This is a genomic window from Alkaliphilus metalliredigens QYMF (assembly GCF_000016985.1).
GTDB classification, from domain to species: domain Bacteria; phylum Bacillota; class Clostridia; order Peptostreptococcales; family Natronincolaceae; genus Alkaliphilus_A; species Alkaliphilus_A metalliredigens.
This window is the reverse complement of sequence record NC_009633.1, coordinates 4,422,912-4,446,249: the sequence shown is the minus strand read 5'-3', so window position 1 is coordinate 4,446,249 and position 23,338 is coordinate 4,422,912. Positions and strand designations below refer to the sequence as shown.

General features: G+C 44.8%; 7 protein-coding genes, 49 tRNA genes and 6 rRNA genes. 60 read left to right on the top strand and 2 right to left on the bottom strand.

The annotated features are described in order from the left end of the window. Positions 1 to 74 precede the first annotated feature (74 nt). From AMET_RS21475 to AMET_RS21410, 14 genes are all read left to right on the top strand, one after another. Positions 75 to 157: transfer RNA gene (locus AMET_RS21475), tRNA-Leu, on the top strand. 27 nt (positions 158 to 184) lie between these two features. Next, positions 185 to 259, top strand: a tRNA-Gly gene (locus tag AMET_RS21470). A 4-nt stretch (positions 260 to 263) separates the two neighbouring features. After that, positions 264 to 339: transfer RNA gene (locus tag AMET_RS21465), tRNA-Lys, on the top strand. 8 nt (positions 340 to 347) lie between these two features. After that, positions 348 to 436, top strand: a tRNA-Ser gene (locus AMET_RS21460). 14 nt (positions 437 to 450) lie between these two features. After that, positions 451 to 542 (top strand) — tRNA-Ser (locus AMET_RS21455). A 9-nt stretch (positions 543 to 551) separates the two neighbouring features. Further along, positions 552 to 628: transfer RNA gene (locus AMET_RS21450), tRNA-Pro, on the top strand. A gap of 14 nt (positions 629 to 642) precedes the next feature. Continuing rightward, a tRNA-Ile gene (locus tag AMET_RS21445) sits at positions 643 to 719 on the top strand. 22 nt (positions 720 to 741) lie between these two features. Then, positions 742 to 817: transfer RNA gene (locus tag AMET_RS21440), tRNA-Trp, on the top strand. Positions 818 to 823: 6 nt separating this feature from the next. After that, positions 824 to 900: transfer RNA gene (locus AMET_RS21435), tRNA-Pro, on the top strand. 5 nt (positions 901 to 905) lie between these two features. After that, a tRNA-Ile gene (locus AMET_RS21430) sits at positions 906 to 982 on the top strand. A gap of 9 nt (positions 983 to 991) precedes the next feature. Continuing rightward, positions 992 to 1,067 (top strand) — tRNA-Phe (locus tag AMET_RS21425). Positions 1,068 to 1,144: 77 nt separating this feature from the next. Continuing rightward, positions 1,145 to 1,220 (top strand) — tRNA-Met (locus AMET_RS21420). 83 nt (positions 1,221 to 1,303) lie between these two features. Beyond that, positions 1,304 to 1,380, top strand: a tRNA-Met gene (locus AMET_RS21415). A 36-nt stretch (positions 1,381 to 1,416) separates the two neighbouring features. Further along, a tRNA-Gly gene (locus AMET_RS21410) sits at positions 1,417 to 1,490 on the top strand. 135 nt (positions 1,491 to 1,625) lie between these two features. Here the strand turns inward: AMET_RS21410 and AMET_RS21405 are convergent. Further along, complete coding sequence (locus AMET_RS21405) at positions 1,626 to 2,444, bottom strand: potassium channel family protein (protein WP_012065339.1); 819 nt, start codon at positions 2,442 to 2,444, stop codon at positions 1,626 to 1,628. 592 nt (positions 2,445 to 3,036) lie between these two features. On the opposite strand from AMET_RS21405, the gene AMET_RS21400 reads away from it, so the two are divergent. The 44 genes from AMET_RS21400 (at position 3,037) to AMET_RS26050 (ending at position 20,022) form a co-directional block, all read left to right on the top strand. Next, a 16S ribosomal RNA gene (locus AMET_RS21400) occupies positions 3,037 to 4,564 on the top strand. A 256-nt stretch (positions 4,565 to 4,820) separates the two neighbouring features. After that, positions 4,821 to 7,756, top strand: a 23S ribosomal RNA gene (locus AMET_RS21395). Positions 7,757 to 7,883: 127 nt separating this feature from the next. Continuing rightward, positions 7,884 to 8,000, top strand: a 5S ribosomal RNA gene (gene rrf / locus AMET_RS21390). The 16S, 23S and 5S rRNA genes sit together here with 22 tRNA genes alongside, the layout of an rRNA operon. 68 nt (positions 8,001 to 8,068) lie before the next feature. Next, positions 8,069 to 8,144, top strand: a tRNA-Met gene (locus AMET_RS21385). A gap of 6 nt (positions 8,145 to 8,150) precedes the next feature. Beyond that, positions 8,151 to 8,225, top strand: a tRNA-Glu gene (locus tag AMET_RS21380). Positions 8,226 to 8,237: 12 nt separating this feature from the next. After that, positions 8,238 to 8,313: transfer RNA gene (locus AMET_RS21375), tRNA-Val, on the top strand. A 125-nt stretch (positions 8,314 to 8,438) separates the two neighbouring features. Then, positions 8,439 to 8,515: transfer RNA gene (locus AMET_RS21370), tRNA-Asp, on the top strand. 13 nt (positions 8,516 to 8,528) lie between these two features. Further along, a tRNA-Thr gene (locus AMET_RS21365) sits at positions 8,529 to 8,604 on the top strand. An 8-nt stretch (positions 8,605 to 8,612) separates the two neighbouring features. Then, positions 8,613 to 8,686, top strand: a tRNA-Gly gene (locus AMET_RS21360). Between the two features lie 8 nt (positions 8,687 to 8,694). Further along, a tRNA-Arg gene (locus AMET_RS21355) sits at positions 8,695 to 8,771 on the top strand. Between the two features lie 6 nt (positions 8,772 to 8,777). Continuing rightward, a tRNA-Gln gene (locus AMET_RS21350) sits at positions 8,778 to 8,853 on the top strand. A gap of 4 nt (positions 8,854 to 8,857) precedes the next feature. After that, a tRNA-Lys gene (locus AMET_RS21345) sits at positions 8,858 to 8,933 on the top strand. A gap of 8 nt (positions 8,934 to 8,941) precedes the next feature. Next, positions 8,942 to 9,030 (top strand) — tRNA-Ser (locus AMET_RS21340). 14 nt (positions 9,031 to 9,044) lie between these two features. Beyond that, positions 9,045 to 9,136, top strand: a tRNA-Ser gene (locus AMET_RS21335). Between the two features lie 9 nt (positions 9,137 to 9,145). Continuing rightward, positions 9,146 to 9,222: transfer RNA gene (locus AMET_RS21330), tRNA-Pro, on the top strand. A 14-nt stretch (positions 9,223 to 9,236) separates the two neighbouring features. Next, positions 9,237 to 9,313, top strand: a tRNA-Ile gene (locus tag AMET_RS21325). Between the two features lie 22 nt (positions 9,314 to 9,335). Then, positions 9,336 to 9,411, top strand: a tRNA-Trp gene (locus AMET_RS21320). A 6-nt stretch (positions 9,412 to 9,417) separates the two neighbouring features. Then, positions 9,418 to 9,494 (top strand) — tRNA-Pro (locus AMET_RS21315). Positions 9,495 to 9,499: 5 nt separating this feature from the next. Continuing rightward, positions 9,500 to 9,576 (top strand) — tRNA-Ile (locus tag AMET_RS21310). 9 nt (positions 9,577 to 9,585) lie between these two features. Beyond that, positions 9,586 to 9,661 (top strand) — tRNA-Phe (locus tag AMET_RS21305). A 77-nt stretch (positions 9,662 to 9,738) separates the two neighbouring features. Beyond that, positions 9,739 to 9,814 (top strand) — tRNA-Met (locus tag AMET_RS21300). An 83-nt stretch (positions 9,815 to 9,897) separates the two neighbouring features. Beyond that, positions 9,898 to 9,974: transfer RNA gene (locus tag AMET_RS21295), tRNA-Met, on the top strand. A gap of 12 nt (positions 9,975 to 9,986) precedes the next feature. Beyond that, positions 9,987 to 10,063: transfer RNA gene (locus tag AMET_RS21290), tRNA-Asp, on the top strand. 13 nt (positions 10,064 to 10,076) lie between these two features. Next, a tRNA-Thr gene (locus AMET_RS21285) sits at positions 10,077 to 10,152 on the top strand. Positions 10,153 to 10,160: 8 nt separating this feature from the next. Then, positions 10,161 to 10,234: transfer RNA gene (locus AMET_RS21280), tRNA-Gly, on the top strand. Between the two features lie 318 nt (positions 10,235 to 10,552). Continuing rightward, a 16S ribosomal RNA gene (locus AMET_RS21275) occupies positions 10,553 to 12,080 on the top strand. A gap of 357 nt (positions 12,081 to 12,437) precedes the next feature. Further along, a 23S ribosomal RNA gene (locus AMET_RS21270) occupies positions 12,438 to 15,373 on the top strand. A 127-nt stretch (positions 15,374 to 15,500) separates the two neighbouring features. Next, a 5S ribosomal RNA gene (rrf, locus tag AMET_RS21265) occupies positions 15,501 to 15,617 on the top strand. A gap of 8 nt (positions 15,618 to 15,625) precedes the next feature. Beyond that, positions 15,626 to 15,700: transfer RNA gene (locus tag AMET_RS21260), tRNA-Asn, on the top strand. Positions 15,701 to 15,705: 5 nt separating this feature from the next. Next, positions 15,706 to 15,794, top strand: a tRNA-Leu gene (locus AMET_RS21255). A 15-nt stretch (positions 15,795 to 15,809) separates the two neighbouring features. After that, positions 15,810 to 15,885, top strand: a tRNA-Met gene (locus tag AMET_RS21250). A gap of 6 nt (positions 15,886 to 15,891) precedes the next feature. Then, a tRNA-Glu gene (locus AMET_RS21245) sits at positions 15,892 to 15,966 on the top strand. A gap of 12 nt (positions 15,967 to 15,978) precedes the next feature. Continuing rightward, a tRNA-Val gene (locus tag AMET_RS21240) sits at positions 15,979 to 16,054 on the top strand. Positions 16,055 to 16,180: 126 nt separating this feature from the next. Further along, positions 16,181 to 16,257 (top strand) — tRNA-Asp (locus AMET_RS21235). A gap of 13 nt (positions 16,258 to 16,270) precedes the next feature. Beyond that, positions 16,271 to 16,346, top strand: a tRNA-Thr gene (locus AMET_RS21230). 12 nt (positions 16,347 to 16,358) lie between these two features. After that, a tRNA-Tyr gene (locus tag AMET_RS21225) sits at positions 16,359 to 16,443 on the top strand. A gap of 137 nt (positions 16,444 to 16,580) precedes the next feature. Next, positions 16,581 to 16,663 (top strand) — tRNA-Leu (locus tag AMET_RS21220). Positions 16,664 to 16,690: 27 nt separating this feature from the next. Further along, positions 16,691 to 16,765 (top strand) — tRNA-Gly (locus AMET_RS21215). 4 nt (positions 16,766 to 16,769) lie between these two features. Then, positions 16,770 to 16,845, top strand: a tRNA-Lys gene (locus tag AMET_RS21210). 5 nt (positions 16,846 to 16,850) lie between these two features. Next, positions 16,851 to 16,927, top strand: a tRNA-Ile gene (locus tag AMET_RS21205). A 9-nt stretch (positions 16,928 to 16,936) separates the two neighbouring features. Continuing rightward, positions 16,937 to 17,012, top strand: a tRNA-Phe gene (locus AMET_RS21200). Between the two features lie 126 nt (positions 17,013 to 17,138). Then, complete coding sequence (locus tag AMET_RS21195; RefSeq protein WP_012065338.1) at positions 17,139 to 18,560, top strand: aspartate aminotransferase family protein; 1,422 nt, start codon at positions 17,139 to 17,141, stop codon at positions 18,558 to 18,560. Between the two features lie 2 nt (positions 18,561 to 18,562). Then, positions 18,563 to 19,654 (top strand): shikimate 5-dehydrogenase, encoded by a 1,092-nt coding sequence (locus AMET_RS21190; RefSeq protein ID WP_012065337.1) that lies wholly within the window; start codon positions 18,563 to 18,565, stop codon positions 19,652 to 19,654. Positions 19,655 to 19,860: 206 nt separating this feature from the next. After that, positions 19,861 to 20,022, top strand: a complete 162-nt coding sequence (locus AMET_RS26050) for a hypothetical protein (protein ID WP_012065336.1) — start codon at positions 19,861 to 19,863, stop codon at positions 20,020 to 20,022. A 128-nt stretch (positions 20,023 to 20,150) separates the two neighbouring features. On the opposite strand, the gene AMET_RS21185 is transcribed toward AMET_RS26050, so the two are convergent. Further along, complete coding sequence (locus AMET_RS21185; protein WP_012065335.1) at positions 20,151 to 20,861, bottom strand: BON domain-containing protein; 711 nt, start codon at positions 20,859 to 20,861, stop codon at positions 20,151 to 20,153. A gap of 410 nt (positions 20,862 to 21,271) precedes the next feature. Here AMET_RS21185 and cdaA point away from each other — a divergent pair, with 410 nt between their 5' ends. Together cdaA and AMET_RS21175 are read left to right on the top strand one after the other, a co-directional pair. Beyond that, on the top strand, positions 21,272 to 22,096 hold the full coding sequence (gene cdaA / locus AMET_RS21180; RefSeq protein WP_012065334.1) for a diadenylate cyclase CdaA: 825 nt from the start codon (positions 21,272 to 21,274) through the stop codon (positions 22,094 to 22,096). Further along, positions 22,093 to 23,322: a CdaR family protein gene (locus AMET_RS21175; protein WP_012065333.1), complete on the top strand. Its 1,230-nt coding sequence runs from the start codon at positions 22,093 to 22,095 to the stop codon at positions 23,320 to 23,322. The genes cdaA and AMET_RS21175 overlap by 4 nt, the downstream gene beginning before the upstream one ends. The last annotated feature ends 16 nt before the right edge of the window (positions 23,323 to 23,338 follow it).

Here is a 23,338-nt window from a genome sequence, read left to right as displayed (position 1 = left end):
AGTAGATAACCCAAATCTATAATTGGGCGTTAGTCACTTAGTTAGCTGTACAGTAGCTAACATCCATTACAAATGCGGGTGTGGCGGAATTGGCAGACGCACTAGACTTAGGATCTAGCGGGCGACCGTGGGGGTTCAAGTCCCTCCACCCGCACCATTTTAAAACTAAATGAATAACAGATATGCGGAAGTGGCTCAGTGGTAGAGCATCGCCTTGCCAAGGCGAGGGTCGCGAGTTCAAATCTCGTCTTCCGCTCCATTTTGACCCATTAGCTCAGTCGGTAGAGCACCTGACTTTTAATCAGGGTGTCCCGCGTTCGAGTCGCGGATGGGTCACCATCAATTAAGGAGAGGTGTCCGAGCGGTTTAAGGAGCTAGTCTTGAAAACTAGTGATTCTGAAAGGGACCGTGGGTTCGAATCCCACCCTCTCCGCCATTAAAACAAAATATGGAGAAGTACTCAAGTAGGCTCAAGAGGACGGTTTGCTAAACCGTTAGGTCGTGTATGCGGCGCGCGGGTTCGAATCCCGCCTTCTCCGCCATTTTTTTAACCGGGTGTAGCGCAGTTTGGTAGCGCACATGGTTTGGGACCATGGGGTCGGGAGTTCGAATCTCTTCACCCGGACCAAATGAAAAAAATTGGGGCCTTTAGCTCAGTTGGTTAGAGCGTCCGGCTCATAACCGGCAGGTCCGGGGTTCGAATCCCTGAAGGCCCACCATATATATAATAAATAGAAGTACAGGGGTGTAGTTCAGTTGGTAGAACAGTGGTCTCCAAAACCACGTGTCGTGGGTTCAAATCCTGTCACCCCTGCCAATTCAACCGGGTGTAGCGCAGTTTGGTAGCGCACATGGTTTGGGACCATGGGGTCGGGAGTTCGAATCTCTTCACCCGGACCACAAGAGGGCTCATAGCTCAGCTGGTTAGAGCGCACGCCTGATAAGCGTGAGGTCGGTGGTTCGAGTCCACTTGAGCCCACCAATTAAATAAGCCCAGATAGCTCAGTCGGTAGAGCAGGGGACTGAAAATCCCCGTGTCGGTGGTTCGATTCCGCCTCTGGGCACCATCAAGTCTTTAGGTTTAATGAAATTCAGCGAAGCTGAGTACCACATCAAACTAAAGATTTGGAAAAATATAGCATAACGCGGGGTGGAGCAACTGGTAGCTCGTCGGGCTCATAACCCGAAGGTCGTAGGTTCGAATCCTGCCTCCGCAACCAAAAAATTACGTTGTTGCTATCGGATCACTTCATGTCGTACTCAATTTTAAGCACTATTTAAAATGATAAGTGCTCAAATATCTGGCGGCATAGCTCAGATGGCTAGAGCGTTCGGTTCATACCCGAAAGGTCACAGGTTCGACTCCTGTTGCCGCTACCATCTAAACAATGAACAATATGGATTATATAAAAATAAGCGGGTGTAGTTTAGTGGTAGAACTTCAGCCTTCCAAGCTGATCGCGAGGGTTCGATTCCCTCTACCCGCTCCATTATTTATTACATGTTGAATCTAACGATATAAAAAAGCTCTGTATTTTTATAATACAGAGCTTTTTTATATGGAAATGGTAATACTAATATCTAGTTTTAAACTACTTACCACAAAAAAATTGTTAAGGAATAAACTATAAATTTTTAAAATATTCAATTAAACTACTATCAGCATCGTAAGTCTGGTTAAAGTACTTCCAGTTAATTTTTGTTGGCTCATGATTATTCCATTGATATAGATGTACATAATCATCAATAAACACAATATCATTTTGGTTATAATACTGAGATGTAAAGATTGATTCATCTGAATCAACATCAGTAGCTATAATGGAAACTCTTAATAAAATACTTTCTTTATTGAAAACTGCGGATTTAAGATAGCCTAATAGTTTGTGATTATTTTTATCCAATAAATCAATATCCCAGTATAAAAGCTTTTCGAAAAAATGGTATTCTTCAGATAATTGAAACTTCTTCTTTCTGATATTATCTTCATAGGCAAAAATCTCTAACACTCTATTAATATTAACAAGAGCCCTCCCAGTATTACCGACTCTTACAGATAGATAAAATCGATTTCCTTTATATCGTATATGAATTTTATTTGATATTAGAACATCTTTGCGTCTTTTCACTAAATAATATAGAAATATACCAGTGAAAGTGGAATTTATGATTACACCAGAAAATCCTTGGAGTACAGTTAAAAATTTGCCCTGACCGTCGATAGGAATAAAATCTCCATAGCCTATTGTTAAATATGTAATTCCACTAAAATATAGAATGTCTGAGAATAGAACCTCATGATTAACCGCCCTTTCTTGATTTGCTAAACTTGAATCAATTATGGAATCATACAGATTATACAAATAGGCAAAAGAAATTATGTTGATACTTACTGTAACTATATAAATAACTAATAAAGTAAGTATTCTTTTAGGCTTACTCATCAACTCTTCCTCTCTGTGTATTATAATTTACTTATTAATGAAATACAGCATGTACTTTTCCTGGTCTATAAATGAAATAGGTTAATTGTATTTATTAGTATTGACACATAAGGTGAATTTTTATAGGGTTGACAGAATCTAATATAAGAAAAAAATTAGGAATACATGTTTTGTGAAAGAGAACAATTATATCATGAGGAGAGAGCTTGATTGTATACTTGAGATTTTAGTTTATAATAATTGAGAAGTTTAGTTAAATATTACCACATGATAGGTAGTTGACGGATAAACATATATATGGTATATTGATTAAGCTGTCAATGACAGTACAAGTTTTACATGAGTATCAAATAAAAAAATAAAAACCTATTGACATATGTCATCAAAAATGATATATTGATTAAGTCGCCAAAACGCGACGGGTTATACCAAGCAAGTTAGAAATCAGGTCTTTGAAAACTAAACAGTATAGATGTAAGCCAGCATATAAGTAGATTACCAAAATCTAAGATTTTGTGTAAGTCACTTACTCGGCGTAAGCCGAGATACCATTTTAGTTAACTAGAATGGAACAAGAAATACCCAGAAATTTATATATAAGAGTTTGATCCTGGCTCAGGATGAACGCTGGCGGCGTGCCTAACACATGCAAGTCGAGCGGGTTAATCTGACGGAAGCCTTCGGGTGGAAGAAAGTGAAACTAGCGGCGGACGGGTGAGTAACGCGTGGGCAACCTACCTTGTACAGGGGGACAACAACGGGAAACCGTTGCTAATACCCCATAAAACCCTAGAGGGGCATCCCTTAAGGGTCAAAGAATTTCGGTACAAGATGGGCCCGCGTCTGATTAGCTAGTTGGTGAGGTAATGGCTCACCAAGGCGACGATCAGTAGCCGACCTGAGAGGGTGATCGGCCACACTGGAACTGAGACACGGTCCAGACTCCTACGGGAGGCAGCAGTGGGGAATATTGCACAATGGGCGAAAGCCTGATGCAGCAACGCCGCGTGAGCGATGAAGGCCTTCGGGTCGTAAAGCTCTGTCCTAGGGGAAGAATATTGACGGTACCCTAGGAGGAAGCCCCGGCTAACTACGTGCCAGCAGCCGCGGTAATACGTAGGGGGCAAGCGTTATCCGGAATCACTGGGCGTAAAGGGTGCGTAGGCGGTCTTGCAAGTCAGAGGTGAAAGGCTACGGCTCAACCGTAGTAAGCCTTTGAAACTGCAAGACTTGAGTATGGGAGAGGAAAGTGGAATTCCTAGTGTAGCGGTGAAATGCGTAGATATTAGGAGGAACACCAGTGGCGAAGGCGACTTTCTGGACCATTACTGACGCTGAGGCACGAAAGCGTGGGGAGCAAACAGGATTAGATACCCTGGTAGTCCACGCCGTAAACGATGAGTGCTAGGTGTTGGGGGTCGAACCTCAGTGCCGCAGCTAACGCATTAAGCACTCCGCCTGGGGAGTACGCTCGCAAGAGTGAAACTCAAAGGAATTGACGGGGACCCGCACAAGCAGCGGAGCATGTGGTTTAATTCGAAGCAACGCGAAGAACCTTACCTGGACTTGACATCCCTCGGACCACTCCTTAACCGGAGTCTTCCCTTCGGGGACTGAGGTGACAGGTGGTGCATGGTTGTCGTCAGCTCGTGTCGTGAGATGTTGGGTTAAGTCCCGCAACGAGCGCAACCCTTGTCTTTAGTTGCCAGCAGTTCGGCTGGGCACTCTAGAGAGACTGCCGGGGATAACTCGGAGGAAGGTGGGGATGACGTCAAATCATCATGCCCCTTATGTTCAGGGCTACACACGTGCTACAATGGCCGATACAACGGGCAGCGAAGGAGTAATCCGGAGCAAATCCTATAAAGTCGGTCCCAGTTCGGATTGTGGGCTGAAACTCGCCCACATGAAGCTGGAGTTGCTAGTAATCGCGAATCAGAATGTCGCGGTGAATGCGTTCCCGGGTCTTGTACACACCGCCCGTCACACCACGGGAGTCGGAAGCACCCGAAGTCAGCTATCTAACCGTAAGGAGGAAGCTGCCGAAGGTGAAGTCGATGACTGGGGTGAAGTCGTAACAAGGTAGCCGTATCGGAAGGTGCGGCTGGATCACCTCCTTTCTAAGGAGCAAAGGCGCATCTATACTGTTTGGTTTTGAGAGACCTAATCTCTCTAATAAAGTTAGACAAACGAAATCAACATTTCGGTTGTCTGCTTATGTTCTTTGAAAACTACACAATGTTATGATGAAGCAATAAATGCGAAATCAATAAACTATCAATTAAACCTTTTCTTTGATTTGTTCAAGGAAATATAAGGTGCGATTGTTAGCTGAGCGATTGACTCTAAATCTATGATTTGGGTCATGAGCGTAAAGGTCAAGTTATTAAGAGCAAAGGGCGGATGCCTTGGCACTAGGAGTCGATGAAGGACGTGGTAAGCTGCGATAAGCCTCGGGAAGCCGCAAGCAGGCATTGATCCGGGGATTTCCGAATGGGGAAACCCACTTGGGTTCATATCCAAGTATCTATTACTCAATTCATAGGTAATAGAAGACAGACCGGGGGAACTGAAACATCTAAGTACCCCGAGGAAGAGAAAGAAAATTCGATTCCCTCAGTAGCGGCGAGCGAAAGGGGAAGAGCCCAAACCGATGGGGTTTACTTCATCGGGGTTGTGGACACGGTCGTTAAGAAGAAGGTATTGTAGTAGAAGAGGGTTGGAAAGCCCCACCGGAGAAGGTAATAGTCCTGTATATCAAACAAGAAGATCTTTGACTGTGATCCAGAGTACCACGGGACACGTGAAACCCTGTGGGAAGCAGGGGGGACCACCCCCCAAGGCTAAATACTACCTAGTGACCGATAGCGCATAGTACCGTGAGGGAAAGGTGAAAAGAACCCCGGAAGGGGAGTGAAATAGAACCTGAAACCCTTTGCTTACAAGCTGTGGGAGCACTTTATATGTGTGACCGCGTACTTTTTGTAGAACGGGCCAACGAGTTATGGTATGGAGCAAGGTTAAGCACTTAAGGTGCGAAGCCGTAGGGAAACCGAGTCTTAATCGGGCGACTTAGTTTCATGCCATAGACCCGAAACCGAGCGACCTACCCATGGACAGGATGAAGCGGAAGTAAAATTTCGTGGAGGTCCGAACCGATTGACGTTGAAAAGTCACCGGATGATCTGTGGGTAGCGGTGAAATTCCAATCGAGCTCGGAGATAGCTGGTTCTCGCCGAAATAGCTTTAGGGCTAGCCTCAAGATTAGAGACACGGAGGTAGAGCACTGAATGGTCAAGGGGCCTTCACCGGTTACCGAAACCTATCAAACTCCGAATGCCGTCGTCTTATACTTGGGAGTCAGACTGCGAGTGATAAGATCCGTAGTCAAGAGGGAAAGAGCCCAGACCATCAGCTAAGGTCCCAAAGTATACGTTAAGTGGAAAAGGATGTGGAGTTGCACAGACAACCAGGATGTTGGCTTAGAAGCAGCCACTCATTTAAAGAGTGCGTAATAGCTCACTGGTCGAGTGATTCTGCGCCGAAAATGTCCGGGGCTCAAACGTATCACCGAAGCTATGGATCCGAAAGGATGGTAGGCGAGCGTTCTGTAAGGGTAGAAGCTGTACCGTAAGGAGCAGTGGACTTTACAGAAGAGAGAATGTTGGCATGAGTAACGAGAGGCAAGTGAGAATCTTGCCCGTCGAAAACCCAAGGTTTCCTGAGGAAGGTTCGTCCGCTCAGGGTTAGTCGGGACCTAAGCCGAGGCCGAAAGGCGTAGGCGATGGACAACAGGTTGAGATTCCTGTACCACTTTTAGTCGTTTGAGAAATGGGGGGACACAGTAGGATAAACCATGCGCACCGTTGGTTGTGTGCGTCTAAGCAAGTAGGGAGTTAGGATAGGCAAATCCGTTCTAACATATTCTGAGATGTGATGGGGAGCGAAATATAAGTAGCGAACTGGTTGATTCCACACTGTCGAGAAAAGCCTCTATCGAGACTATAAAGTGCCCGTACCGCAAACCGACACAGGTGGGTGAGGAGAGAATCCTAAGACGATCGGGAGAACTATTGTTAAGGAACTCGGCAAAATGACCCCGTAACTTCGGGAGAAGGGGTGCCGGATTTGGTGAAGGATTTACTCCATAAGCCTTATCCGGCCGCAGAGAATAGGCCCAAGCGACTGTTTACCAAAAACATAGGTCTCTGCTAAGTCGAAAGACGAAGTATAGGGGCTGACGCCTGCCCGGTGCTGGAAGGTTAAGGGGACGTGTTAGCGCAAGCGAAGCACTGAACTTAAGCCCCAGTAAACGGCGGCCGTAACTATAACGGTCCTAAGGTAGCGAAATTCCTTGTCGGGTAAGTTCCGACCCGCACGAAAGGCGTAACGATTTGGGCACTGTCTCAACAATAGACCCGGTGAAATTGTAATACCAGTGAAGATGCTGGTTACCCGCGACAGGACGGAAAGACCCCGTGGAGCTTTACTGTAGCCTGACATTGGATTTTGGTACTATATGTACAGGATAGGTGGGAGACTTTGAAACTAGGACGCCAGTCTTGGTGGAGTCGACCTTGGGATACCACTCTTGTAGTACTGAAATTCTAACCATAGACCGTGAAACCGGTCTTGGGACACTGTCAGGTGGGCAGTTTGACTGGGGCGGTCGCCTCCCAAAAAGTAACGGAGGCGCCCAAAGGTTCCCTCAGCACGGTCGGAAATCGTGCGTAGAGTGCAAAGGCAAAAGGGAGCTTGATTGCGAGACATACAGGTCGAGCAAGGACGAAAGTCGGGCTTAGTGATCCGGTGGTTCCGAGTGGAAGGGCCATCGCTCAACGGATAAAAGCTACCCCGGGGATAACAGGCTTATCTCCCCCAAGAGTCCACATCGACGGGGAGGTTTGGCACCTCGATGTCGGCTCATCACATCCTGGGGCTGTAGTAGGTCCCAAGGGTTGGGCTGTTCGCCCATTAAAGTGGTACGCGAGCTGGGTTCAGAACGTCGTGAGACAGTTCGGTCCCTATCCGTCGCGGGCGCAGGAAATTTGAGAGGAGCTGTCCTTAGTACGAGAGGACCGGGATGGACATACCTCTGGTGTACCAGTTGTTCTGCCAAGAGCATCGCTGGGTAGCTACGTATGGAAGGGATAAGTGCTGAAGGCATCTAAGCACGAAGCCCCCCTCAAGATAAGATTTCCCATCTCGAAAGAGAGTAAGACCCCAGGAAGACTACCTGGTTGATAGGTTGGAGGTGTAAGTGCAGTAATGTACTCAGCTGACCAATACTAATAGGTCGAGGACTTGACCAAAAGAAATATCCATAACATTGTGTAGTTTTGAGAGTGCATATCTCTCATTTAATTTGAGCACTTGAAATTTTAAAGTGATACTTTAAAATTGAGTGCGATATGAAGCGCTGCGATAGCAGTAGCGTAATTTCGTGACTATAGCGAAGGGGTCACACCTGTTCCCATCCCGAACACAGAAGTTAAGCCCTTCAGCGCTGATGGTACTTGGCGGGCAGCTGCCTGGGAGAGTAGGTCGTCGCGATATGAAAAAAATCAACAAAGTTGAGAACTACAATTTTACCTAATTTTAAATTGGGTAAAATTGTAGACTAACGCGGGGTGGAGCAACTGGTAGCTCGTCGGGCTCATAACCCGAAGGTCGTAGGTTCGAATCCTGCCCCCGCAACCATTACATGGCCCCTTGGTCAAGCGGTCAAGACACCGCCCTTTCACGGCGGTAACAGGGGTTCGATTCCCCTAGGGGTCACCATTTTAATTCCCAGGGCGCATAGCTCAGCTGGGAGAGCACCTGCCTTACAAGCAGGGGGTCACAGGTTCGAGCCCTGTTGCGCCCACCATTTATAACCTGACTCGATTTACGTTTGTAGTAAATCGGTAGTAGGTTAAACGCAACATTCGCACCAAATTTGCACGACCAAAAGGGAGTGAACAAATTTGTGATGCGAGACTGCGAAAATAACGCGGCCTGGTAGTTCAGTTGGTTAGAATGCCAGCCTGTCACGCTGGAGGTCGAGGGTTCGAGTCCCTTCCAGGTCGCCATTTAAAATAATAAGCTGGTGTAGCTCAATTGGCAGAGCAGCTGATTTGTAATCAGCAGGTCGCGGGTTCGAATCCCATCACCAGCTCCATAGTATATGCGGGTGTAGTTTAGTGGTAGAACTTCAGCCTTCCAAGCTGATCGCGAGGGTTCGATTCCCTCTACCCGCTCCAAATAAAATGTGCTCATAGCTCAGCTGGATAGAGCAACGGCCTTCTAAGCCGTAGGTCCGGGGTTCGAATCCCTGTGGGCACGCCACTTTCTTGGGATATAGCCAAGTCGGTAAGGCAACGGACTTTGACTCCGTCATCCGCAGGTTCGAGTCCTGCTATCCCAGCCATTTTGACCCATTAGCTCAGTCGGTAGAGCACCTGACTTTTAATCAGGGTGTCCCGCGTTCGAGTCGCGGATGGGTCACCATCAATTAAGGAGAGGTGTCCGAGCGGTTTAAGGAGCTAGTCTTGAAAACTAGTGATTCTGAAAGGGACCGTGGGTTCGAATCCCACCCTCTCCGCCATTAAAACAAAATATGGAGAAGTACTCAAGTAGGCTCAAGAGGACGGTTTGCTAAACCGTTAGGTCGTGTATGCGGCGCGCGGGTTCGAATCCCGCCTTCTCCGCCATTTTTTTAACCGGGTGTAGCGCAGTTTGGTAGCGCACATGGTTTGGGACCATGGGGTCGGGAGTTCGAATCTCTTCACCCGGACCAAATGAAAAAAATTGGGGCCTTTAGCTCAGTTGGTTAGAGCGTCCGGCTCATAACCGGCAGGTCCGGGGTTCGAATCCCTGAAGGCCCACCATATATATAATAAATAGAAGTACAGGGGTGTAGTTCAGTTGGTAGAACAGTGGTCTCCAAAACCACGTGTCGTGGGTTCAAATCCTGTCACCCCTGCCAATTCAACCGGGTGTAGCGCAGTTTGGTAGCGCACATGGTTTGGGACCATGGGGTCGGGAGTTCGAATCTCTTCACCCGGACCACAAGAGGGCTCATAGCTCAGCTGGTTAGAGCGCACGCCTGATAAGCGTGAGGTCGGTGGTTCGAGTCCACTTGAGCCCACCAATTAAATAAGCCCAGATAGCTCAGTCGGTAGAGCAGGGGACTGAAAATCCCCGTGTCGGTGGTTCGATTCCGCCTCTGGGCACCATCAAGTCTTTAGGTTTAATGAAATTCAGCGAAGCTGAGTACCACATCAAACTAAAGATTTGGAAAAATATAGCAAAACGCGGGGTGGAGCAACTGGTAGCTCGTCGGGCTCATAACCCGAAGGTTGTAGGTTCAAATCCTGCCTCCGCAACCAAAAAATTACGTTGTTGCTATCGCAACACTTCATGTTGCACTTAATTTTAAGCACTACTTAAAATTTCAAGTGCTCAAATATCTGGCGGCATAGCTCAGCTGGCTAGAGCGTTCGGTTCATACCCGAAAGGTCACAGGTTCGACTCCTGTTGCCGCTACCATTTACAAAACGCGGCCTGGTAGTTCAGTTGGTTAGAATGCCAGCCTGTCACGCTGGAGGTCGAGGGTTCGAGTCCCTTCCAGGTCGCCATTTAAAATAATAAGCTGGTGTAGCTCAATTGGCAGAGCAGCTGATTTGTAATCAGCAGGTCGCGGGTTCGAATCCCATCACCAGCTCCATAGTATATGCGGGTGTAGTTTAGTGGTAGAACTTCAGCCTTCCAAGCTGATCGCGAGGGTTCGATTCCCTCTACCCGCTCCATTTGAATTCCATATCCGTTTAAAATAAACGGTTTTTTTATGTCTAATTTTATTACAAGTTTCTTATGTAAATAGAAACAAAACAATAAAAAAGTATTGACATACCACAACAAAAATGATATATTGATTAAGTCGCCAAAACGCGACGGGTTATACCAAGCAAGTTAGAAATCAGGTCTTTGAAAACTAAACAGTATAGATGTAAGCCAGCATATAAGTAGATTACCAAAATCTAAGATTTTGTGTAAGTCACTTACTCGGCGTAAGCCGAGATACCATTTTAGTTAACTAGAATGGAACAAGAAATACCCAGAAATTTATATATAAGAGTTTGATCCTGGCTCAGGATGAACGCTGGCGGCGTGCCTAACACATGCAAGTCGAGCGGGTTAATCTGACGGAAGCCTTCGGGTGGAAGAAAGTGAAACTAGCGGCGGACGGGTGAGTAACGCGTGGGCAACCTACCTTGTACAGGGGGACAACAACGGGAAACCGTTGCTAATACCCCATAAAACCCTAGAGGGGCATCCCTTAAGGGTCAAAGAATTTCGGTACAAGATGGGCCCGCGTCTGATTAGCTAGTTGGTGAGGTAATGGCTCACCAAGGCGACGATCAGTAGCCGACCTGAGAGGGTGATCGGCCACACTGGAACTGAGACACGGTCCAGACTCCTACGGGAGGCAGCAGTGGGGAATATTGCACAATGGGCGAAAGCCTGATGCAGCAACGCCGCGTGAGCGATGAAGGCCTTCGGGTCGTAAAGCTCTGTCCTAGGGGAAGAATATTGACGGTACCCTAGGAGGAAGCCCCGGCTAACTACGTGCCAGCAGCCGCGGTAATACGTAGGGGGCAAGCGTTATCCGGAATCACTGGGCGTAAAGGGTGCGTAGGCGGTCTTGCAAGTCAGAGGTGAAAGGCTACGGCTCAACCGTAGTAAGCCTTTGAAACTGCAAGACTTGAGTATGGGAGAGGAAAGTGGAATTCCTAGTGTAGCGGTGAAATGCGTAGATATTAGGAGGAACACCAGTGGCGAAGGCGACTTTCTGGACCATTACTGACGCTGAGGCACGAAAGCGTGGGGAGCAAACAGGATTAGATACCCTGGTAGTCCACGCCGTAAACGATGAGTGCTAGGTGTTGGGGGTCGAACCTCAGTGCCGCAGCTAACGCATTAAGCACTCCGCCTGGGGAGTACGCTCGCAAGAGTGAAACTCAAAGGAATTGACGGGGACCCGCACAAGCAGCGGAGCATGTGGTTTAATTCGAAGCAACGCGAAGAACCTTACCTGGACTTGACATCCCTCGGACCACTCCTTAACCGGAGTCTTCCCTTCGGGGACTGAGGTGACAGGTGGTGCATGGTTGTCGTCAGCTCGTGTCGTGAGATGTTGGGTTAAGTCCCGCAACGAGCGCAACCCTTGTCTTTAGTTGCCAGCAGTTCGGCTGGGCACTCTAGAGAGACTGCCGGGGATAACTCGGAGGAAGGTGGGGATGACGTCAAATCATCATGCCCCTTATGTTCAGGGCTACACACGTGCTACAATGGCCGATACAACGGGCAGCGAAGGAGTAATCCGGAGCAAATCCTATAAAGTCGGTCCCAGTTCGGATTGTGGGCTGAAACTCGCCCACATGAAGCTGGAGTTGCTAGTAATCGCGAATCAGAATGTCGCGGTGAATGCGTTCCCGGGTCTTGTACACACCGCCCGTCACACCACGGGAGTCGGAAGCACCCGAAGTCAGCTATCTAACCGTAAGGAGGAAGCTGCCGAAGGTGAAGTCGATGACTGGGGTGAAGTCGTAACAAGGTAGCCGTATCGGAAGGTGCGGCTGGATCACCTCCTTTCTAAGGAGCAAAGGCGCATCTATACTGTTTGGTTTTGAGAGACCTAATCTCTCTAATGAAGTTAGACAAACGAAATCAACATTTCGGTTGTCTGCTTATGTTCTTTGAAAACTACACAATGTTATGTGAAACATGAAGCTATCAATTTGACGATTTCCTTGATTTGTTCAGGGAAACAAATCATCAAATTGCTAGCTAAGCGACTGACTCAAAATCGAAGATTTTGGTCATCTGCTTAAATAAATGCGAAATCAATAAACTATCAATTTGAAGATTATCTTGATTATTCAAGAAAGCTCAACAAGTTGTTAGCTGAGCGATTGACTCTAAATCTATGATTTGGGTCATGAGCGTAAAGGTCAAGTTATTAAGAGCAAAGGGCGGATGCCTTGGCACTAGGAGTCGATGAAGGACGTGGTAAGCTGCGATAAGCCTCGGGAAGCCGCAAGCAGGCATTGATCCGGGGATTTCCGAATGGGGAAACCCACTTGGGTTCATATCCAAGTATCTATTACTCAATTCATAGGTAATAGAAGACAGACCGGGGGAACTGAAACATCTAAGTACCCCGAGGAAGAGAAAGAAAATTCGATTCCCTCAGTAGCGGCGAGCGAAAGGGGAAGAGCCCAAACCGATGGGGTTTACTTCATCGGGGTTGTGGACACGGTCGTTAAGAAGAAGGTATTGTAGTAGAAGAGGGTTGGAAAGCCCCACCGGAGAAGGTAATAGTCCTGTATATCAAACAAGAAGATCTTTGACTGTGATCCAGAGTACCACGGGACACGTGAAACCCTGTGGGAAGCAGGGGGGACCACCCCCCAAGGCTAAATACTACCTAGTGACCGATAGCGCATAGTACCGTGAGGGAAAGGTGAAAAGAACCCCGGAAGGGGAGTGAAATAGAACCTGAAACCCTTTGCTTACAAGCTGTGGGAGCACTTTATATGTGTGACCGCGTACTTTTTGTAGAACGGGCCAACGAGTTATGGTATGGAGCAAGGTTAAGCACTTAAGGTGCGAAGCCGTAGGGAAACCGAGTCTTAATCGGGCGACTTAGTTTCATGCCATAGACCCGAAACCGAGCGACCTACCCATGGACAGGATGAAGCGGAAGTAAAATTTCGTGGAGGTCCGAACCGATTGACGTTGAAAAGTCACCGGATGATCTGTGGGTAGCGGTGAAATTCCAATCGAGCTCGGAGATAGCTGGTTCTCGCCGAAATAGCTTTAGGGCTAGCCTCAAGATTAGAGACACGGAGGTAGAGCACTGAATGGTCAAGGGGCCTTCACCGGTTACCGAAACCTATCAAACTCCGAATGCCGTCGTCTTATACTTGGGAGTCAGACTGCGAGTGATAAGATCCGTAGTCAAGAGGGAAAGAGCCCAGACCATCAGCTAAGGTCCCAAAGTATACGTTAAGTGGAAAAGGATGTGGAGTTGCACAGACAACCAGGATGTTGGCTTAGAAGCAGCCACTCATTTAAAGAGTGCGTAATAGCTCACTGGTCGAGTGATTCTGCGCCGAAAATGTCCGGGGCTCAAACGTATCACCGAAGCTATGGATCCGAAAGGATGGTAGGCGAGCGTTCTGTAAGGGTAGAAGCTGTACCGTAAGGAGCAGTGGACTTTACAGAAGAGAGAATGTTGGCATGAGTAACGAGAGGCAAGTGAGAATCTTGCCCGTCGAAAACCCAAGGTTTCCTGAGGAAGGTTCGTCCGCTCAGGGTTAGTCGGGACCTAAGCCGAGGCCGAAAGGCGTAGGCGATGGACAACAGGTTGAGATTCCTGTACCACTTTTAGTCGTTTGAGAAATGGGGGGACACAGTAGGATAAACCATGCGCACCGTTGGTTGTGTGCGTCTAAGCAAGTAGGGAGTTAGGATAGGCAAATCCGTTCTAACATATTCTGAGATGTGATGGGGAGCGAAATATAAGTAGCGAACTGGTTGATTCCACACTGTCGAGAAAAGCCTCTATCGAGACTATAAAGTGCCCGTACCGCAAACCGACACAGGTGGGTGAGGAGAGAATCCTAAGACGATCGGGAGAACTATTGTTAAGGAACTCGGCAAAATGACCCCGTAACTTCGGGAGAAGGGGTGCCGGATTTGGTGAAGGATTTACTCCATAAGCCTTATCCGGCCGCAGAGAATAGGCCCAAGCGACTGTTTACCAAAAACATAGGTCTCTGCTAAGTCGAAAGACGAAGTATAGGGGCTGACGCCTGCCCGGTGCTGGAAGGTTAAGGGGACGTGTTAGCGCAAGCGAAGCACTGAACTTAAGCCCCAGTAAACGGCGGCCGTAACTATAACGGTCCTAAGGTAGCGAAATTCCTTGTCGGGTAAGTTCCGACCCGCACGAAAGGCGTAACGATTTGGGCACTGTCTCAACAATAGACCCGGTGAAATTGTAATACCAGTGAAGATGCTGGTTACCCGCGACAGGACGGAAAGACCCCGTGGAGCTTTACTGTAGCCTGACATTGGATTTTGGTACTATATGTACAGGATAGGTGGGAGACTTTGAAACTAGGACGCCAGTCTTGGTGGAGTCGACCTTGGGATACCACTCTTGTAGTACTGAAATTCTAACCATAGACCGTGAAACCGGTCTTGGGACACTGTCAGGTGGGCAGTTTGACTGGGGCGGTCGCCTCCCAAAAAGTAACGGAGGCGCCCAAAGGTTCCCTCAGCACGGTCGGAAATCGTGCGTAGAGTGCAAAGGCAAAAGGGAGCTTGATTGCGAGACATACAGGTCGAGCAAGGACGAAAGTCGGGCTTAGTGATCCGGTGGTTCCGAGTGGAAGGGCCATCGCTCAACGGATAAAAGCTACCCCGGGGATAACAGGCTTATCTCCCCCAAGAGTCCACATCGACGGGGAGGTTTGGCACCTCGATGTCGGCTCATCACATCCTGGGGCTGTAGTAGGTCCCAAGGGTTGGGCTGTTCGCCCATTAAAGTGGTACGCGAGCTGGGTTCAGAACGTCGTGAGACAGTTCGGTCCCTATCCGTCGCGGGCGCAGGAAATTTGAGAGGAGCTGTCCTTAGTACGAGAGGACCGGGATGGACATACCTCTGGTGTACCAGTTGTTCTGCCAAGAGCATCGCTGGGTAGCTACGTATGGAAGGGATAAGTGCTGAAGGCATCTAAGCACGAAGCCCCCCTCAAGATAAGATTTCCCATCTCGAAAGAGAGTAAGACCCCAGGAAGACTACCTGGTTGATAGGTTGGAGGTGTAAGTGCAGTAATGTACTCAGCTGACCAATACTAATAGGTCGAGGACTTGACCAAAAGAAATATCCATAACATTGTGTAGTTTTGAGAGTGCATATCTCTCATTTAATTTGAGCACTTGAAATTTTAAAGTGATACTTTAAAATTGAGTGCGATATGAAGCGCTGCGATAGCAGTAGCGTAATTTCGTGACTATAGCGAAGGGGTCACACCTGTTCCCATCCCGAACACAGAAGTTAAGCCCTTCAGCGCTGATGGTACTTGGCGGGCAGCTGCCTGGGAGAGTAGGTCGTCGCGATATTTTATTGTTCCTGGGTAGCTCAATGGTGGAGCATTCGGCTGTTAACCGACAGGTTGGAGGTTCGAGTCCTCTCCCAGGAGCCATATATGCCGAAGTGGCGGAACTGGCAGACGCACAGGACTTAAAATCCTGCGGTCCTTCAAGATCGTACCGGTTCGATTCCGGTCTTCGGCACCATTTCTTTATTTACAACGCGGGGTGGAGCAACTGGTAGCTCGTCGGGCTCATAACCCGAAGGTCGTAGGTTCGAATCCTGCCCCCGCAACCATTACAAGGCCCCTTGGTCAAGCGGTCAAGACACCGCCCTTTCACGGCGGTAACAGGGGTTCGATTCCCCTAGGGGTCACCATTTTTATTCCCAGGGCGCATAGCTCAGCTGGGAGAGCACCTGCCTTACAAGCAGGGGGTCACAGGTTCGAGCCCTGTTGCGCCCACCATTTATAACCTATACTCGATTTACGTTTGTAGTAAATCGGTAGTAGGTTAAACGCAACATTCGCACCAAATTTGCACGACCAAAAGGGAGTGAACAAATTTGTGATGCGAGACTGCGAAAATAACGCGGCCTGGTAGTTCAGTTGGTTAGAATGCCAGCCTGTCACGCTGGAGGTCGAGGGTTCGAGTCCCTTCCAGGTCGCCATTTAAAATAATAAGCTGGTGTAGCTCAATTGGTAGAGCAGCTGATTTGTAATCAGCAGGTCGCGGGTTCGAATCCCATCACCAGCTCCATTTTCATAATCAGGAGGGGTTCCCGAGCGGCCAAAGGGGGCAGACTGTAAATCTGTTGTCAGCGACTTCGAAGGTTCGAATCCTTCTCCCTCCACCACTTAAATATAAGTAGATAACCCAAATCAATAATTTGGCATTAGTCACTTAGTTAGCTAAACATCAGCTAACATTTATGTGATATATTTTTATATTATCACTTAGCTGACAAAATATCGGTCAGCGTAATATTAAAATGCGGGTGTGGCGGAATTGGCAGACGCACTAGACTTAGGATCTAGCGGGCGACCGTGGGGGTTCAAGTCCCTCCACCCGCACCATTTTAAAACTAAATGAATAACAGATATGCGGAAGTGGCTCAGTGGTAGAGCATCGCCTTGCCAAGGCGAGGGTCGCGAGTTCAAATCTCGTCTTCCGCTCCATTTTGACCCATTAGCTCAGTCGGTAGAGCACCTGACTTTTAATCAGGGTGTCCCGCGTTCGAGTCGCGGATGGGTCACCATTTTAGGGCTCATAGCTCAGCTGGTTAGAGCGCACGCCTGATAAGCGTGAGGTCGGTGGTTCGAGTCCACTTGAGCCCACCAACTAAATAAGCCCAGATAGCTCAGTCGGTAGAGCAGGGGACTGAAAATCCCCGTGTCGGTGGTTCGATTCCGCCTCTGGGCACCAGGAAAAAGCAAGAGATTTTTAATCTCTTGCTTTTTTATTTTTTGTTATATAAAAGATAGGACGCAATGAAATGAGAATAGGAACTCCATAATATGGCAACCATTATACTAAAGCTTTTTAGAAGGGGTGGGTGTCATAAAAGATCAAATTCTCAGTGAAAAAAAGAAATACATAACAATTGAAAAAGCAATGGAACTTTCAAACTTGGAAACACAAGTAAAATATGAGCAATTCATTAATCCTCAACTATTAAAATTATTAAAGATATTAAGTTTTGACCGCGTGTTTGTGAAGGCTAAAGATACAAAGTTATGGGATGATCAAGGAAGAGAGTATATTGATTTTTTAGGCGCTTACGGCGCTTTAAATATAGGACATAATAATGAATTTGTTATCTCTAGTCTACAAAAGATTACAAATCTACCGAATTTATTGCAAACTGCACTGAACCCTTTAAGTGGGGCACTAGCAGAAGCATTAGCTAATATTACACCTGGATCATTAATGCATACTTTCTTCTGCAACAGTGGCGCTGAGGCTGTAGAAGGGGCATTGAAGCTGGCTAGAATAGCAACAGGAAAGGCTAGAATTATATATTGCAGTAGTTCTTTTCATGGAAAGTCAATGGGAGCCCTATCAGTCACAGGAAGAGAAAAATACAGAAAATATTTTCAACCTCTTATTGCTTCAACAGAAGAAGTTATATATGGAGACATTAGTGAGTTAATTGATTTATTAGAAACCTATGATGATATTGCAGCAATGATCCTTGAACCTATTCAAGGTGAAGGGGGTGTGATTGTACCTTCTAAAGGATACTTAAAAATGGTAAGAGAGCTATGCAATCAATATGACGTTTTACTGATTGCCGATGAAGTTCAAACTGGATTTGGGAGAACTGGAAACTGGTTTGCTTGTGAAGATGAAGAGATTAATCCAGATATTATGTGTATGGCGAAATCATTAGGGGGAGGAATCATACCTGTAGGAGCTTATATTGCCACGAAAGCAGTATGGGAAAAAGGTTATGGTAGTATGGACAAATGCTTATTGCATACCTCTACTTTTGGGGGAAATACATGGGCTATGGCAGCTGGATTAGCAACAATACAGTTTATTGATGAATCTAATCTAGTTCATGAAGCTAGGAAAAAAGGAACATACTTTTTAGAAAAACTAAATCAGCTTAAAGAAGATTATCCTCTTTTAAAAGATGTAAGAGGACGGGGATTAATGATTGGATTGGAATTTGAACCTATAAGCAATCAACTGACAAAAAGATTTGAGCTAACCAGTGAATTATTAGGGGAGTATACCGGTGGGGTTATTGCTAGTAAAATGCTTAATGACTATGGTATTGTGACTGCCTATACCCTCAATAACCCTTATGTCATTCGAGTAGAGCCTTCCTTAACCATATCCTATGAAGAGATTGACCACTTTGTAGCTGCATTAAGAGATATTCTTCAAAAACACAAAGGGATTACATCTATGGCACTATCCAACACAAAGTATTTTATTAAATCATTTATAAATAGAGGAGTATAACCATGGACAAATTTGCATTTTTAATTCATCCCATTGAGTTGAAGGATATTTATAGGAAGTATCAATTTCTACAGAAACTGCCTAAAAGTATGGTTGAAAGGTTAATTAATTGGATACCACCATCCCAAATTTCCCATATTACCAACGTACAAAGCCCCTTTAATGAAGTGGAAGGGTGGTTTGTAGGTGTACCCCTAACGTCAGAAATGATGATGTCATTGAAGCAAGAAGAAGTGACAAAAAAAATTATTAAAGCCGGTAGAATTTCAGAAAAATTAGGTGCCAAGATTATGGGGTTAGGTGCATACACTTCGGTAGTTGGAGACGCAGGGATAACAATCGCAAGAGAATTAGATATTGCTGTGACAACAGGAAATACATATACAGTAGCTACAGCTTTCGAAGCTGCAAAGGAAGCGACTAAGACCTTAGGGAAGAAAATCAAGAACTGTGAGATCGCAATTGTTGGGGCCAATGGTTCCATTGGAAGCGTATGCGCCGAGTTAGCATATAGAGAGGGTAAGCGTGTTAATCTAATAGGACGTGATGGGGGAAAGTTAGTTAATCTGAAACGCAAATTAGAGAGCAAATACATTTTTGAACAAAATAGAAAAGAAATACAGTGTTTTACACAAATTAATGAAGGAATTAATACAGCGGATATTGTGATTACAGTGACAAGTAGCGTTCATGATGTGATTCAGGCTGAATTCATCAAAAGTGGTGCTGTCGTTTGTGATGTGGCGAGACCTAGAGATGTATCAAAGCAAGTTCAAGAAGAAAGAAAAGATGTGTTGATCATCGAAGGTGGCGTGATACAAGTACCAGAGGGGGTACAATTTAATTTCAATTTTGGATTTCCACCAGGATTATCCTATGCATGTATGGCTGAGACCATGATACTGGCTTTGGAAAAGAAGTATGAGAACTTTAGCTTAGGCAGAGAAATTGAAATCAAGAAAGTAGATGAAATTAACTTATTAGCTAAAAAGCATGGGTTTAAAATAGCTGGGCTTAGAAGCTTTGAGAAAGTGATAGATGAAAAATATATTGAGGGTGTATTGAAGAATATAGAAAAGGTTGCGAATGCATAGTCAAAATAGAAAGATAGGATTGGATCATTAAGCCATTTGTTCTGATGCTTGAAGAAAGGAAGTCAATGGTGATAATGGTTATTTCCAGTAATGACAAAAGATATTTGAGGAATTGTTCACATTAATCAAGAAAATGAATATGCTATAATATATGGGCTTATCTATCGTAATGAAGTAAGCAGTGTACAATAAAAAGGAGGGATTCTATGGCTACTATGGCTAAAAAGACCCGCAGTAATCTAATGTTATTCTTTCTGCTTTTAGCAGCTGTTTTAATGAAGAGTCCATTATATGATAAGAGTGATATGGATTTTCTGTTTTTCTACTTGCTATTGATTATTCTATTTACAAAGCACTATAGCTCTTGAGAAGACATACAGAATAAACATGATGGAAAAATGATAAAACAATAGACATCAAAGGAGTGAAATCCAATGATGTCTATTAAAATGAAATTTATCTTTAAGGTATCATATGAAAATTCTCTGACTAAGTTTTATTTATCCCTAGCTCTCAAACGATTACGCACCTTTTTAACCCCTTCAGTTCCCTTAGCAATTTCTCCTGCTAATTCAACTTCTTGTAAATTGTCTACATATCCTGTCAAAGTCACGACTCCCCCAGATACTTTTCGGTGTATATCCTTATACCCAATGGGAATTTGACTGTATTGCTGTATAATATGATTACTGATCGTTGTATCGGGGTAATCACCTAATGTGTCGATGGTGATATTGTTAACAACATGTTTGATACCTCGAACTTGACTGGCTAGATCCATTGCGTCATGAGCGGATTTCAAATTATCTACATGACCTAACAAACTTGCACCACCATCATGAACTTTAACACCCAATCCACGTACAGCGTCATCATGGGGATATTCTTGAAAACGTAGCAAAACTTCTTTTTCCATATGTTTGTCAGTTATATTACTATCCATTGCCACAGTAATTTTATTCTCAATTTTTCTAACGCCTTCAATTTTTCCAATAATTTCTTCGGCTCTTTGCTTTTCCGCTAAAACATCTACCATTCCAGAGACGTGTACAAATCCGTCTCTGCAAAAACAATTGATATCCATAGCACTGGCTTGCATTTTTTCTTCTATTTGATCTTTAGCATAATCAACAATTAATTGATCTCGAGTTGGTTTGCCATTGTCCTGACTTGCATTTTTTGTTTTCTTACTTTTAGGATTGGACATTTCATCTCATCCTTTCATATTTTCAATTTAGCTTCAGAGCAGTGTGTTTTATATTCCACTTGATTAAGGGCAAGTTTCAACACTGCGTTATTTATAATAGGTTTTCAAAAATTTGAAGAGAGTCAAATTTCATTCTAAATGAAATTTTGTTCTCTCTTTAGTCTCTGTTGTGAGAGATTGATTTATTCAAAAAGGTCCATGATACCAAAGAAAGGAGGAAGTGAAAATAAAAACATTTAATAAAAGGAATAGTCAATAATGATTAGAAAAATATAGATATTCAAAATAATTATTGCTAAAACATCGATATTAAAAATAATTTAAAAATCTTTTCAAAATAAGCAGGTTTTTTTACAAAGATTATGGAAATATAAAGTATATATAAAATGAATTAATAAGAGGTGTTTTGTGTGCTACAAGTTCTGGAGCTATTTAGAAATATAGGAATGAGAGATATAGCAGATATGGCTATTGTAGCCTTTGTTTTTTATAAACTGTATATGCTGATTAGAGAGACAAGGGCTGAACAACTGATAAAAGGAATACTAGTACTGCTCATCGCAACACAGTTAAGTGAGTGGCTGCAATTGCATGTCATTAATTGGATTCTAAGAAACACAATGACCGTTGGATTAATTGCATTGTTGATTGTATTTCAACCTGAGATGAGAAGAGCACTAGAGTATATTGGAAGAACCAAATTTCTAACAAAATCTATTATTGATATAGAGGATGAGGAGATTAAGAACACGGTTGAGGAAGTAGTGGAAGCAGTCGGGTCTTTATCAAGACAAAAAATAGGTGCATTGCTTGTCATTGAAAAGGAAACGGGTTTATCTGAAGTAAGTGAAACGGGAACGTATCTAGGTGCGAAAATATCAAGGGCATTATTAATTAATATATTTATTCCTAACACACCGTTGCATGATGGTGCTGTTGTCATTCGAAAAGGAGATATTATGGCAGCGGGATGTTTTTTACCTCTAACGGAGAATCCTAATTTAAATAAGGAATTGGGCACAAGACATCGTGCAGCCTTGGGAATGACAGAACGTTCCGATGCAATCGTAATTGTTGTATCTGAAGAGACTGGCGCTATTTCTATTGCCGAGAACGGAAAGCTCTCAAGATTTTTGGATTTAGATGACCTAAGAAGAAACTTAATGAATACGTATAAAACGGAAACAAAAAAACAATGGCAGTTATTTAAAGGGAAACGGGGGGGAACAGGATGAGTAAATTTAACAAAAGAAACCTAACTCCAAAAGTCCTTTCTATTCTCTTCGCATTATTGATGTGGATCTATGTTATGGGTGCGATTAATCCAAGGGTGACCAGAGACTTAAGTAACATACCTGTAGATCTTTTATATATCGATGAACTGCGGCAAGAAGGACTTGTGCTTATGGACAATGAAGAATTTACTGTCAGAGTTCGTTTAACAGGGAGAAGAGACGAAGTTTATAATGTTTCCCTAGATCAAGTTCGAGTTCGAGCGGATTTAAGGGGCTTTCGATTAGGAACAAACAATGTACCTGTTGAAGTGACAGCTCCTAATAATGTTGATGTAGACTATAATCCTCGTTTTATTCGAGTGGAATTAGAAGAGATTGTAAGTAAACAAAAAGAAGTTAGAGTGGAAGTTGTGGGAGAGCCTGCCGAAGGATATGCAATGGGTAATCCTCAATACAGACCAACTGTTGTATCAGTGGAGGGACCAGAAAGTATTGTCAATTCAGTGGAGTATGTAAGGGCTACATTGAACTTAAATGGAGAACGAGAGAATGTTTCTGTTAGTCTACCGCTACAAGCCTTAAATAGTCGGGGGGGAGAGGTGACAAATGTTGAAGTGAAGACCCCCTATGTAGACGTGGACTTACAGATAGATCAAATGAGAACGGTGACTGTGGAAGCTGTAACAGACATTCAATTGGCTGAAGGATATCGGATCAGCAATATTAATGTGACGCCTGAACGAGTGACCCTTCGGGGACAAGCAGACATACTTGCAGAGATTGAGTCAATCCAGACAGCACCTATTAATATATCTAATCTCCAGGAAGATAGAACAGTGGAAGCTATCTTAGTGTTACCGGAAGGGGTTACCGTGGTAGGAGATAATGATGTAACTGTTACGATTACTGTAGAAAGGGTAGCAGAAAGGGTCTTTACTCTTGAAAGAGATAAAGTGCAGTTTAGAAACCTAGCCAATGGATTAGTGGTAAACCAAGAGGCCATTCCCCAGACATTGGAGGTAACTGTAACCGGTCCAGAGGATGTGGTTACTGAAATTCAGCAAGAAAATATTAGTATTATTGTAGATTTACAAGGGCTTGACGAGAATGAATATACAATTGAACCCATTGTAAGCTTACCTTTTAATATTCAGACACAAATAGATGATATCTCTTTAAATCCTACTGACATTCAAATAACATTGAGTAGTGAAATTGATCAATAGATGTAAAGAGTAGAGG